10 protein-coding genes are annotated in these 12775 nt (G+C 61.3%); 5 read left to right on the top strand and 5 right to left on the bottom strand.

Annotated features, from left to right (window positions below; genetic code table 11):
• The first annotated feature begins 30 nt into the window (after positions 1–30).
• Positions 31–375 (top strand): iron-sulfur cluster insertion protein ErpA, encoded by a 345-nt coding sequence (gene erpA / locus RE418_RS02505; protein ID WP_004932708.1) that lies wholly within the window; start codon positions 31–33, stop codon positions 373–375.
• 62 nt (positions 376–437) lie between these two features.
• Here erpA and RE418_RS02500 read toward each other — a convergent pair whose 3' ends face one another.
• From RE418_RS02500 to mtnN, 4 genes are all read right to left on the bottom strand, one after another.
• The gene (locus tag RE418_RS02500; protein ID WP_065424607.1) at positions 438–686 is read right to left on the bottom strand and encodes a hypothetical protein; all 249 of its coding nucleotides are present in this window, start codon (positions 684–686) and stop codon (positions 438–440) included.
• 200 nt (positions 687–886) lie between these two features.
• Positions 887–1501: a TRIC cation channel family protein gene (locus RE418_RS02495; RefSeq protein WP_038873529.1), complete on the bottom strand. Its 615-nt coding sequence runs from the start codon at positions 1499–1501 to the stop codon at positions 887–889.
• Positions 1501–2286, bottom strand: a complete 786-nt coding sequence (btuF, locus tag RE418_RS02490) for a vitamin B12 ABC transporter substrate-binding protein BtuF (protein ID WP_043136301.1) — start codon at positions 2284–2286, stop codon at positions 1501–1503. Before btuF ends, RE418_RS02495 begins: the two co-directional genes overlap by 1 nt.
• Before the next feature lie 22 nt (positions 2287–2308).
• Positions 2309–3010 (bottom strand): 5'-methylthioadenosine/S-adenosylhomocysteine nucleosidase, encoded by a 702-nt coding sequence (gene mtnN, locus RE418_RS02485; protein WP_049200308.1) that lies wholly within the window; start codon positions 3008–3010, stop codon positions 2309–2311.
• Positions 3011–3139: 129 nt separating this feature from the next.
• On the opposite strand from mtnN, the gene dgt reads away from it, so the two are divergent.
• Positions 3140–4657 (top strand): dGTPase, encoded by a 1518-nt coding sequence (gene dgt / locus RE418_RS02480; protein ID WP_025301593.1) that lies wholly within the window; start codon positions 3140–3142, stop codon positions 4655–4657.
• A gap of 180 nt (positions 4658–4837) precedes the next feature.
• The gene (gene degP, locus RE418_RS02475; protein WP_049204769.1) at positions 4838–6277 is read left to right on the top strand and encodes a serine endoprotease DegP; all 1440 of its coding nucleotides are present in this window, start codon (positions 4838–4840) and stop codon (positions 6275–6277) included.
• A gap of 68 nt (positions 6278–6345) precedes the next feature.
• Here degP and barA read toward each other — a convergent pair whose 3' ends face one another.
• The gene (barA, locus tag RE418_RS02470) at positions 6346–9072 is read right to left on the bottom strand and encodes a two-component sensor histidine kinase BarA (RefSeq protein WP_049204768.1); all 2727 of its coding nucleotides are present in this window, start codon (positions 9070–9072) and stop codon (positions 6346–6348) included.
• Positions 9073–9138: 66 nt separating this feature from the next.
• Between barA and rlmD the strand changes: the two genes are divergently transcribed.
• Complete coding sequence (gene rlmD, locus RE418_RS02465) at positions 9139–10488, top strand: 23S rRNA (uracil(1939)-C(5))-methyltransferase RlmD (RefSeq protein WP_025301596.1); 1350 nt, start codon at positions 9139–9141, stop codon at positions 10486–10488.
• Between the two features lie 9 nt (positions 10489–10497).
• Positions 10498–12729 (top strand): GTP diphosphokinase, encoded by a 2232-nt coding sequence (gene relA, locus RE418_RS02460; RefSeq protein ID WP_025301597.1) that lies wholly within the window; start codon positions 10498–10500, stop codon positions 12727–12729.
• The last annotated feature ends 46 nt before the right edge of the window (positions 12730–12775 follow it).

Genomic DNA, 12775 nt, shown 5'->3' with positions numbered 1-12775 from the left:
TGATGCTGAACAATGTTGGGAGTAAAGAGTATGAGTGATCAAACGGCACTGCCCTTGCAATTTACCGAGGCAGCAGCAAACAAGGTTAAGTTCCTGATTGCTGACGAAGAAAACCCGAACCTGAAGTTGCGGGTTTACATTACCGGCGGCGGCTGCAGCGGATTCCAGTACGGCTTCACTTTTGACGACAAGGTCAACGATGGCGACATGACCATCGAGAAGCAGGGCGTGGCGCTGGTGGTCGATCCGATGAGCCTGCAGTATCTGGTCGGCGGTTCGGTGGACTACACCGAAGGGCTGGAAGGGTCGCGCTTCGTGGTGACCAACCCGAATGCCAAAACCACCTGCGGTTGCGGTTCGTCGTTCAGCATCTGAGTTTGCCTGTCAGAACATCAACCCGCTCGCCTTAGGCCGGCGGGTTTTTTTTATGCCTACCATTACCATTCCACGAGGATCACTTCCGCACCGTTCTGCTGCGTCGGTGGGTTGCGGATGATCTTCGGCTGCGCCGTCGCGTGGCTGCATTCGGCCTGGGGGACGGCGGCTTCGAGGCGCACGGCGCATTGCGGTTCAATGGTCAGGGTAACGCCGATCTGGCCGCTGACGGCATCGGCATACGCGGCGCCACTCAGCAGGGCGCCACAGCAGGCAAGCAGAATTTTTTTCATCATTGCGGGAATAGTCATCCGTAAGCCATCTTGTGATGACTTATCGGCAAAAAGTTAAAAAGTTTTAACAGCGTGGGGAAGGGATTAACCTGCGGGTAACAGAATTTTACATCGACACTACGCTATTTTTTGGACGAAAATAATACCACTGGACCCGTTTTTAGTCTAATAAATCACCCGGTGCGGCGTTGCCACGCGTCGCCCCGCAGGGCGACGGCTCAGCGTTCGAGAATAAAGGCGGGCAGCTTGAGGTGCCAGCGGATGGCCGCCAGCCGAATGGCCAGCGTGATGATCATGCCCAGCATCATGGCCTGTTGCAGCGGCATGTGGAAGGTGTAAAACGCCGTAGCGTGCACGATGCCGCCGATGATGCAGGCGGTGGCGTAAATTTCGGTGCGCAGGATCATCGGGATCTCGCGCGCCAACACGTCGCGGATAATGCCGCCGCCGACGCCGGTGATCACTCCCATGCAGATCGCCACCAGCGGGCCGGTGCCGGCCGCGAAAGCCTTGTTGACGCCGATGCCGACGAACACCGCCAGCCCGACGGCGTCGAGCACCGGCAGCACCCATTTCGGCAGGCGGCGCGGCTGGCGCACCAGCAGCAGCGTCAAGACGCAGGTGATCATCGCCACCACCAGATCGGTGGGATCCTTGACCCAGAACACCGGGCCGTTGGCCAGCGCCATATCGCGGATGGTGCCGCCGCCGACCGCGGTGACCACGCCCAATACCAGTACGCCGAACGGATCCATGCGCAGCTTGCCGGCTAACAGTACGCCGGAGACGGCGAACACCGCCGTGCCGAGAATATCCAACCAGAACACCAGCATCAGCGGATCTCCGCCAGCTGGCGGCACAGCTGCTGCGCCGCCAACAGCAGGCGCGGCCCGCCGCGATTGAACCAGTCTTCGTTCAGCGCGATCACCGGCACCTGCAGCTGCGGCGCCCAGAAGGCTTTCACATTGGCGGCCTCTTTCGCGCCGCCGGTGATGACGATGGCCTGGGGTTGACGCGCCAGCACCTGCTCGCGGCTGATCTGCGGCCAAGGGGTGCGGCTATCGGCGAAGACGTTCTGCCCGCCGCACAGCGCCAGCACCTGGCTTTGCAATGTGGCGCCGGAGCTGGTGAACAGCGGCTGGGTGCCGAACTGCAGCAGCACGCGCCGTGGTGAGTTAGCGGCGTATTGTTGCTTGAGAGCGGCGAACTGGCGGCGAAGGTCGTCTGCCGCCTGATGCGCCTGATCCGGGTGCGGGCTGTATTGCGCCAGCTTATCCAGCAAGCCGGCGATCCCCCCGAGGTTGTCGGCGTCCGCATAGAAGATCGGGATGCCGAACGCGGCGAGCTGATCCAGCACGCGCTGCGGATTGCCGCCGCGCCAGGCGAGGATCAGGTCCGGCTTGAGCGCCAGCACCCGCTCCAGGTTGATGCCCTGCCAGGAGGCCACCTGCTCCAGCTTGGCGGCCTGCGGCGGGTAATCGGAATAGGCGCTCGCCGCCACCAGTACCTCGCCCATGCCGGCGGCATAGGCGAGCTCGGTGGCGTTGGGCGCCAGGCTAATCACCCGCTGGGCGGCGCCGACCGGCAGGGCCAGCCAGAGCGCCAACAGACAGAGCATCGAGGTGAAGCGCAGCCTCACATCAACCGCGCTTGGCCAGGGTTTGCAGCATGGCATTGACCATCAGCGTAGACTGCTTGGCCGCTACCACCAGGAACTCGTCAAAGCTCATGTGCGACTCGCTGTCGGCGACGTCGGAAATGGCGCGCACCACCACGAACGGCGTGCCGAACAGATGGCAGACGTGGGCGATCGCCGCGGCTTCCATTTCCACGGCGGCGACGCGCGGGAAAGTGGCGCGGATGCGCGCCAGCGGCTCGGCGCCGTTGATGAAGGCGTCACCGCTGCAGATCAGGCCGCGCACCGCGTGCAGATCCAGCTGTTTGATGCAGCTTTCCGCCAGCGCGATCAGCGCGTCGTCGGCGACGAACGCCGCCGGGCAGCCGGCCATCTGGCCCGGCTCGTAGCCGAAGGCGGTGACGTCGGCGTCGTGGTAGCGCACTTCTTCCGACACCACGATATCGCCCACGCGCAGGGTGCTGGCCAGGCCGCCGGCGGAACCGGTGTTGATCACCAGATCCGGGCTGCAGTGTTCCAGTAGCAGGGTGGTGCCCATGGCCGCAGAGACTTTGCCGATGCCGGATTTCAGCAAGGCCACGTCAACGCCGCCGATCTGGCCGGTGTAGATTTCGCAGCCCGCGCGCTGGATGGTTTGACGGTTTTCGATTTGATCGCGCAGCAGGGTGACTTCCTGCTCCATTGCGCCGATGATGCCTACTTTCATAAATAACACTCGCTGATTGGCCGTGAGAATTGCGGCATAGTCTATCATGGCTGTGTATCAGAGATAATGCGTTGCATCCGCTGCCGGGAATTGTTATCACGGGGGCAGGGCGCAACGGCGGAGAAACAGATGTCCGGGATCGACTTCAAGCAAAAAATCAGCTTCCAACGGCCTTTCAGCAAACCGATCGAGGCCGAGGAAGAGTACGACATCGTGCGGCAGTTCGAGAGCGATCGCGGGCGCATCGTCAACTCGGCCGCCATTCGCCGTCTGCAGCAAAAAACCCAGGTGTTTCCACTGGAGCGCAACGCGGCGGTGCGCAGCCGCCTGACGCACTCGATGGAGGTGCAGCAGGTTGGGCGCCACATCGCCAAAGAGATCCTCAATCGCTTCAAACAGGCGGGGAGAATTGATGAGCTCGGCTTGACCCGGCTGCTCGATCCGTTTGAAAGCATCGTGGAAATGGCCTGCCTGATGCACGACATCGGTAATCCGCCGTTCGGACACTTCGGCGAGTCGGCGATCAACGACTGGTTCGCCCAGCGGCTCGATCCCGCCAGCTGCGGCAGCGAGCCGGGCAGCCACGATCGCTGCCAGGTGGCGACGCTGCGCCTGCATGAAGGGGAGAGCGATCTGAACCGGCTGCGCAGCCGGATCCGTCAGGATCTCAGCCACTTCGAGGGCAACGCCCAGGCGATCCGCATGGTGTACAGCCTGCTCAAGCTCAACCTGACCTACGCGCAGGTCGGCTGCATTTTGAAATACACCCGCCCGGCCTACTGGGCGAGCGACATCCCTGCCAGCCACAGTTACCTGATGAAAAAGCCCGGCTACTATCTGGCGGAAGAGGCCTTCGTCGATCGGTTGCGGCGCGAGCTGCACATGGGCGAGTTCGATCGTTTCCCGCTGACCTATATTATGGAGGCCGCCGACGATATCTCGTACTGTGTGGCCGATCTGGAAGACGCGGTGGAGAAGAGCATTTTCACCGTCGAGCAGCTGTATCAGCACCTGATTCAGGAGTGGGGCGAGGTGGTGCCGGGCGATCTGTTCGACAAGACCGTCGCCAGCGCGTTTCGCAAGATAGATCGCGGCGGCGCGCGGCGCAGCGCGGAAGATCAGTTCTTCATGTATCTGCGGGTGTTTACCGTGGCGCGGCTGGTGCCGCATGCGGCGCAGCGCTTTATCGACAATCTGGACGCGGTCTATCAGGGCAGTTTCAATCAGGCGCTGCTGGAGGATTCCAGCCCGGCCTATCGGCTACTGAAGATATTTAAAAATGTGGCGTTCAAGCACGTGTTCAACCACCCTGAGGTCGAGCAGCTCGAGCTGCAAGGCTATCGGGTGATCAGCGGCCTGCTGGACATTTACAGCCCGCTGTTGGCGATGTCGCTGGCGGACTTCAGCCAGCTGGTGCGCGAGGACAGCCATCGCGCTTATCCGATTGAAACACGCCTGTTCCACAAGCTGTCCACCAAGCATCGGCTAGCGTATGCGGAGGCGGTAGAAGGGCTGCAGCATTTATCGCCGGAGCAGCAAGCCATTCGGGAATATTATTTCCGCGCGCGTTTATTGCAGGACTATATCAGCGGAATGACCGACCTGTACGCCTATGATGAATATCGTCGATTGATGGCGGCGGAATAATTGAGCTGAAGAATAATTTCCAGCAATTCCAACCGGTTGGCTGTCTCGAGTTTTGTAAAGACGGACAATATTTGTTTACTATTGCCAATCATCTGTGCCGGAACTTCGGGCTATTAATTAACTCTGAATAAGCACGCAAGACGGCCATTCTTTTTGAACGACTTTATAAGAGACACACAGATGAAAAAAACCGCATTAGTTCTGAGCGCACTGGCATTCAGTATCGGTATGGCGATGGGCCCGGCGACGGCCAGCGCCGCTGAAACCGCCTCTTCCAGCACCCAACAGCTGCCGAGCCTGGCACCGATGCTGGAGAAGGTGATGCCTTCCGTCGTGAGCATTAACGTTGAGGGCAGCACCACGGTCAATACGCCGCGCATGCCGCAGCAGTTCCAACAGTTCTTCGGTGAGGATTCGCCGTTCTGCCAGGACGGTTCGCCGTTCCAGGGCTCGCCGATGTGTCAGGGCGGTGAACAGCCAGGGCCGGATGGCCAGCCGCAGGGCACGCAGCAGAAATTCCAGGCGCTGGGCGCCGGGGTGGTTATCGATGCCGCCAAGGGCTATGTGGTGACCAATAACCACGTGGTGGACAACGCCAACAAGATCCAGGTGCAGCTGAGCGACGGACGCCGCTTCGACGCCAAAGTGATCGGCAAGGATCCGCGTTCCGATATCGCGTTGATCCAGCTGAAAGACTTCAAGAACCTGACGGCGATCAAGATGGCGGACTCCGATCAGCTGCGCGTCGGCGATTACACCGTGGCGATCGGCAACCCGTACGGGTTGGGTGAAACCGCCACCTCGGGCATCGTGTCCGCCCTGGGGCGCAGCGGCCTGAACATCGAAAACTACGAAAACTTTATCCAGACCGATGCGGCGATCAACCGCGGTAACTCCGGCGGCGCGCTGGTTAACCTGAACGGCGAGCTGATCGGCATCAACACCGCGATCCTGGCGCCGGACGGCGGCAATATCGGTATCGGCTTCGCTATTCCGAGCAACATGGTGAAAAACCTGACGGCGCAAATGGTCGAGTATGGCCAGGTGAAACGCGGCGAGCTGGGTATCATGGGCACCGAGCTGAACTCTGAGCTGGCCAAGGCGATGAAGGTCGATGCGCAGCGCGGGGCCTTCGTCAGCCAGGTAATGCCGAAATCTTCCGCCGCGAAGGCGGGCATCAAGGCCGGCGACGTGATCGTCACCATGAACGGCAAGGCCATCTCCAGCTTCGCCTCGTTCCGGGCGGAGATCGGCACGCTGCCGGTCGGCAGCAAGATGTCGCTGGGCATTATTCGCGACGGCAAGCCGGTAACGATTGACGTCACGCTGGAGCAAAGCGCGCAGACCCAGGTGGCCTCGGGCAATATCTACACCGGCATTGAAGGCGCCGAGCTGAGCAATACCCAGGTCGGCAACGTGAAAGGCGTCAAGGTCGACAGCGTGAAAGCCGGCAGCGCCGCCGCGCGCATCGGCCTGAAAAAGGGCGACGTGATCCTGGGCGTGAACCAACAGCCGATCCAGAACCTGGGCGAGCTGCGTAAAATCCTCGACAGCAAACCGTCGGTGCTGGCGTTGAATATTCAGCGTGGCGATAGCCAACTGTACCTGCTGGCGCAGTGATAAACGTCAGGCGCTAAAAGCAACAAAGGCACGCTACGGCGTGCCTTTTTGCATTATGGCCTGAGGATTCAGGCCGGTTGCGCCAGATGCGCGCGCGCCGCGTGGATCACCAGTTCAATCTCATCCAACAGCTCCAGCCACTCCGGCTCCAGTTCGTCGTTGGTGATGCCCTGGCGCAGCTGCCGCTCGAGGTAGAAACACAGCTGCTTGAGGCGCGGCACGCCGCTGTAGCTGCAGCTGCCGTGCAGCTTATGGACCAGGTCGAGGATCTCGTCGTCGTGTTGCCCCTCGAGCAGCGCCTGCACCCGTTCGCGCACCTGCGGCAGGAAATCGAGCAGCATTTGCAGCAGATCGCGCGCCAGATCCGGTTTATTGGCCGCCTGGCGCAGCGCCAGCGGCCAGTCGAGCGACAGCGGGGCATCGTCGGCGACGGCGCTTTCCACGTCGCCGCTGTGGTAGCGCGACAGCACGCGGGTCAGCATTTTCTCGTCGATCGGCTTGGCCAGGTAGTCGTCCATTCCGGCCTGCAGCAGATGCTCGCGTTCGCCGCTGGCGGCATGGGCAGTGACGGCGACGATCGGCGTAGAGTTGTGGTGCGGCAGTTGGCGGATCAGTTCGCTGGCGTGAATGCCGTCCATCTTCGGCATTTGAATGTCCATCAGGATCAGATCCAGCACGTTGTTGCGCGCCAGCGCCAGCGCTTCCTCACCGCTCTCGCACAGCAGCGTTTTTTCCACCTGTTCGCCCAGCAGCGTGCCGATCAGCTTCAGGTTGGCCGGGTTGTCGTCCACCGCCATCACCGTCAGCGGCAGACGTTTACGCTCAGGTGGGGCGGCGAGCCGATCGGGCGTCTCCATTCTCAGCAGCGGGAACAGACGCGTGCTGGTGATAGGCTTGATCAGGCAGCCAAGCGCACCTTGTTGCTTGAGCAGTTCGGCGTCGATCTGCGCCTGGCACGGCAGCGCCAGAATCACCCGATCGGCCAGCTTCAGCGAGGCCAACAATTTGTCCTGATGCTGCGCCATGTTGTCGCGGAACGGGATCGGCACGCCGGCCAGCAGGAAATCGTAATGGCCTGACGGCAGCTGGCCCAGCGTCGGCGAGTGGGTGATCACCAGCTGCGTGACGCTGAGCATGTTGAGCGTCGCCTGTGCCGCCGTCGGGTTGGACTCGATATAGGCCAGCGTTTTGCCGTTCAGATCCGGCAGGCTCGGCGCCAGCGACAGCATGCCCTCGTTCAGATCCAGCGTGATGTGGAACCAGAAGGTCGAGCCGCGATTCAGCTGGCTGTGGAAGCAGATGTCGCCGCCCATCTCCTTCACCAGCTTTTGCGTGATCACCAACCCTAGCCCGGTGCCGCCGTGGCGGCGGGAGATGCTGGCGTCTGCCTGACGGAATGCCTGGAACAGCTGCGACTGCTGGCGTTCGGAGATGCCGATGCCGGTGTCGTGGATCTGCACTTCCACTTCCACCCGGCGATCCAGCTGTTTGCGCAGCTCGACGCGGATATCGATATTGCCAGTTTCGGTGAACTTGATGGCGTTCCCCAGCAGGTTGGTGATGATTTGCTGCAGGCGCAGCGAGTCGCCGATCACCTGCTCCGGCACGTCGTTGTGCACATCCAGCGTCAGCTCCAGCCCTTTGTCGTGGGCGCTGGGGGCCAGCAGCACCACCACTTCGTCCAGCGTTTCGCGCAGGGCGAACGGAATATGCTCCAGCACCAGCTTGCCGGCCTCCAGCTTGGAGAAGTCCAGCACATCGTTGATGATGGTCAGCAGGTTGTTGGCCGAGCGTTCGATGGTCTGCAAATAATCGGTTTGGGTTGCGCTCAGATCGGTTTTCAGCATCTGGCGGGTAAAACCGATCACGCCGTTGAGCGGGGTACGCAGCTCGTGCGACATGTTGGCCAGGAATTCGGACTTGATGCGCGCCGCCTCCTGCGCGCGTTTTTTCGCCAGATCCAGCTCGACGTTCTGGATCTCCATCTGCTCCAGCGTTTCACGCAGGTCAGACGTGGCCTGATCGATGTTCTGCTGCATCTCTTCGTGATAGGCGGTAAGCGACATCGCCATCGAGTTGATGCCGTTCTTCAGCATGTGCAGCTCGCCGAGCATGTAGCCCTCCACGCGGCTGTCGAGCTGGCCGCGGCGGATGCGGTCGACGGTGTTCACCATATTGCGGATCGGGCCGGTCACGTCGCGCATCAGCCGGTAAGCGAACAGGATGGCGATGCACATGCACAGCAGCAACAGCAGGGTGGAGACGAACACCTCTTTATACTGCTGCAGCCGCACCGACTGCAGATCCAGCTCGATCGCCACATAGCCCAGGTTGTTGTCGGGGTGGCTGCCGCCGTCGGCGGTTTCATCCGGATACTGATTTTCCGACAGGATCGGCGTGCGCAGGATCAGCGAATCGCCGCGTCGGGTGAGCATCAGCTCGGTGGGCAACGGCACGCCTTTCGGCAGCTGCAGCTGAGCGAAGTTGTGGTGATAATTAGAGGTAACGAACAAATTGTTCTGTGCATCGAACACGGTGATCGAACGCACGATGTCCGAATGGCGGCGGTGCAACAGGCTGACCAACTGCCTGACCGATTCGCGGCTGCGGAACGTCATGCCGTACTCGCTGGCCACCGCCAGCGGCTCGATGATGCTGGCGCCGGCGTCGACCAATTGCTCCTGCAGCTCGTTATAGCGGTGCACCACGAAGAAGGTGCTGAGCAGCAAACCAATCAGCAAGGTCGGGGCCAGAATCAGGATCATCATGCGCGCACGCAGGCTGTATTTGGTCATGGGATTCCAATGTGGGAGAATTGACAGCTGACACTAGCTTAATGAACCAGCACACAATCGACAAATATGGCGCAATTCTACTCTCCCAAACGCCGCGTGACGACCCGGCAGAGCTCACAAATCTTCACCGTGACGGTGAGCGATCTCGATCCTTTCGGCCAGGGCGTGGCGCGCCACGACGGCAAAGCGGTGTTCGTGCCGGGCGTATTGCCGGGCGAGCAGGCGGAAATCCAGCTGACCGAAGACAAGCGCCAGTTCGCCAAAGGCAAGCTCAAGCGCCTGCTGAGCCGCAGCCCGCAGCGGGTGGCACCGCGCTGTCCGCATTTCGGCGTGTGCGGCGGCTGCCAGCAGCAGCATGCGGATGAGGCACTGCAGCAGCAGAGCAAGGCGGCGGCGCTGGTGCGCATGATCGCCCGCGAAACCGGGGTGACCCCGCAGCAGGAACCGGTGATCGCCGGCCCGGAATACGGTTATCGCCGCCGCGCCCGCCTGAGCCTGGCGTGGCAGCCGAAGTTGCAGCGCCTGATGATGGGGTTTCGACAGGCGGCCTCCAGCGAGCTGGTAGCGGTGGAGCACTGCCCGGTGCTGCGCCCGGAGCTGGAACAGCTGCTGGCGCCGGTGCGCGCCTGCCTGAGCGGGCTGCAGGCGGTGCGGCGGCTGGGGCATGTGGAGCTGGTGCTGGCGGATAACGGCCCGCTGCTGGTGCTGCGCCATCTCGATGCCCTGAAAGAGGCGGATCGCCAGGCGCTGTTGGCGTTTGGCGAGCGGGAAAACGTCGCTGTTTATCTGGCGCCGGACAGCGACCGCGTGGAAAAACTGTGCGGTGAAACGCCGTATTATCAGGTTGACGGGCTACGCTTAGACTTCAGTCCGCGCGACTTTATTCAGGTCAATGACGCCGTAAACCAACAAATGGTGGCGCAGGCCCTTGAATGGCTCGACATTCAACCCAATGATCGGGTGCTGGACCTGTTCTGCGGCATGGGGAATTTCACCCTGCCGCTGGCGCGCCGCGCCGCTGCGGTGGTGGGCATCGAAGGTGTTGCCACGCTGGTAGCGAATGGGCAATATAATGCACATAAGAATAAGCTGAATAATGCGTCGTTCTTCCATGAGAATCTGGAGGACGACGTTGAGCGGCAACCTTGGGCAGCACAAGGGTTTGATAAGGTGATGCTGGATCCCGCCCGCGCCGGTGCGGCCGGGGTGATGTCACACATTGTAAAACTGGCGCCGGCGCGGGTGGTGTATGTTTCCTGTAACCCCACCACGCTGGCTCGCGACAGCAAAGTGCTGTTGAACGCCGGTTATCGTCTTGCGCGCGTGCGGATGTTGGATATGTTTCCGCACACGGGGCATCTTGAATCAATGGCGCTGTTTATCAACGAGCGCGCGCCAGAGGTCGCTGCAAAGTAGGGAGAAGTTATGGTTGCGGTAAGAAGTGCACATCTGAATACGGCGGGTGAGTTCGCTCTCGATGAGTGGATCGCCGGCTTGGGGCTACCCAACCCGCAGTCATGTGAGCGATTGGCCGCAACCTGGCGTTATTGTGAGCAGCAGACCCAAAACCATCCCGACGCCTCGCTGCTGCTGTGGCGCGGCCTGGAGATGGTGGAAATCCTCTCGACGCTGAGCATGGACAACGACAGTATGCGCGCCGCGCTGTTGTTCCCGCTGGTGGACGCCGGCATCGTGCAGGAAGAGACCCTGACCGAAGCGTTCGGCAATGGCATCGTCGCGCTGGTGCACGGCGTGCGCGACATGGACGCCATTCGTCAACTGAAAGCCACCCAAAACGACTCGATGGCCTCCGAACAGGTCGACAACGTGCGCCGCATGCTGTTGGCGATGGTGGAGGATTTCCGCTGCGTGGTCATCAAGCTGGCGGAACGTATCGCCCACCTGCGCGAGGTGAAAGACGCGCCGGAAGACGAACGTGTGCTGGCGGCGAAAGAGTGTTCCAACATCTACGCCCCGCTGGCTAACCGGCTCGGCATCGGCCAACTGAAGTGGGAGCTGGAAGATTTCTGCTTCCGCTACCTGCACCCGGAAGAATACAAGCGCATCGCCAAGCTGTTGCATGAGCGCCGCATCGATCGCGAACAGTTCATCGACGACTTCGTCGCCGGGCTGCGCGCCGAGATGGCCAAAGAAGGCATTCGGGTGGAGATTTACGGCCGGCCGAAACACATCTACAGCATCTGGCGCAAGATGCAGAAAAAGCACCTGGCGTTTGACGAACTGTTCGACGTGCGCGCGGTGCGCATCGTGGCGGAGCGTCTACAGGATTGCTACGCGGCGTTGGGCATCGTGCATACCCACTTCCGCCACCTGCCGGACGAGTTCGACGACTACGTCGCCAACCCGAAACCCAACGGCTACCAGTCGATCCACACCGTGGTGCTGGGGCCGCGCGGCAAAACCGTCGAGATTCAGATCCGCACCCGGCAAATGCATGAAGACGCCGAGCTGGGCGTGGCCGCACACTGGAAGTACAAAGAGGGCGCGGGCGTGACCGTGCGCTCCGGCTACGAAGAGCGCATCGCCTGGCTGCGTAAGCTCATCGCCTGGCAGGAAGAGATGGCGGACTCCGGCGAAATGCTCGACGAAGTGCGCAGCCAGGTGTTCGACGATCGGGTCTATGTCTTTACCCCGAAAGGCGACGTGGTGGATCTGCCGGCCGGCTCCACGCCGCTCGATTTCGCTTACCACATTCACAGCGACGTCGGTCACCGCTGCATCGGCGCCAAGATCGGCGGCCGCATCGTGCCGTTTACCTATCAGCTGAAGATGGGCGATCAGATTGAGATCATCACCCAGAAACAGCCAAACCCGAGCCGCGACTGGCTGAACCCGAACCTGGGCTACGTGACCACCAGCCGCGGGCGCTCGAAGATCCACAACTGGTTCCGCAAGCAGGATCGCGACAAGAACATTCTCGCCGGCCGCCAGATGCTGGACAACGAACTGGAGCATCTCGGCATCAGCCTGAAAGAGGCTGAGAAGCTGTTGATCCCGCGCTACAACATGAACTCGCTGGACGAGGTGTTGGCGGCGATCGGCGGCGGGGACATTCGCCTGAACCAGATGGTGAATTACCTACAGGGCAAGTTCAATAAGCCGAGCGCCGAAGAGCAGGATCGCGAGGCGCTGCGCCAGCTGGTGCAGCAGAAAGCGCCGCCGCCGACCCGCAACAAGGATAACGGCCGCGTGGTGGTGGAGGGCGTGGGCAACCTGATGCACCACATCGCCCGCTGCTGCCAGCCGATCCCGGGCGACGACATCGTCGGTTTTATTACCCAGGGGCGCGGTATTTCGATCCACCGTGCGGACTGCGATCAGCTGGTCGATCTGCAATCGCATGCGCCGGAGCGCATCGTCGATGCGGTGTGGGGCGAAAGCTACTCCAGCGGTTATTCGCTGGTGGTGCGCGTGATGGCCAACGATCGCAGCGGGCTGCTGCGCGATATCACCACCATTCTGGCCAACGAAAAGGTCAACGTGCTGGGCGTCGCCAGCCGCAGCGATACCAAGAAGCAGTTGGCCACTATCGACATGGATATCGAAATCTACAACCAGCAGGTGTTGAGCCGGGTACTGGCGAAATTGAATCAGCTGCCGGACGTGATAGACGCCAAGCGTTTGCACGGCAACTAAGCCCATATCGCCTTTCGGGCCGTATCGATAGCGGATGCGGCCCGAA

This window comes from Serratia sp. szju (genome assembly GCF_044594185.1).
In the GTDB taxonomy this organism is placed as follows: domain Bacteria; phylum Pseudomonadota; class Gammaproteobacteria; order Enterobacterales; family Enterobacteriaceae; genus Serratia; species Serratia bockelmannii.
This window is presented reverse-complemented; position numbering and strand designations above follow the sequence as displayed.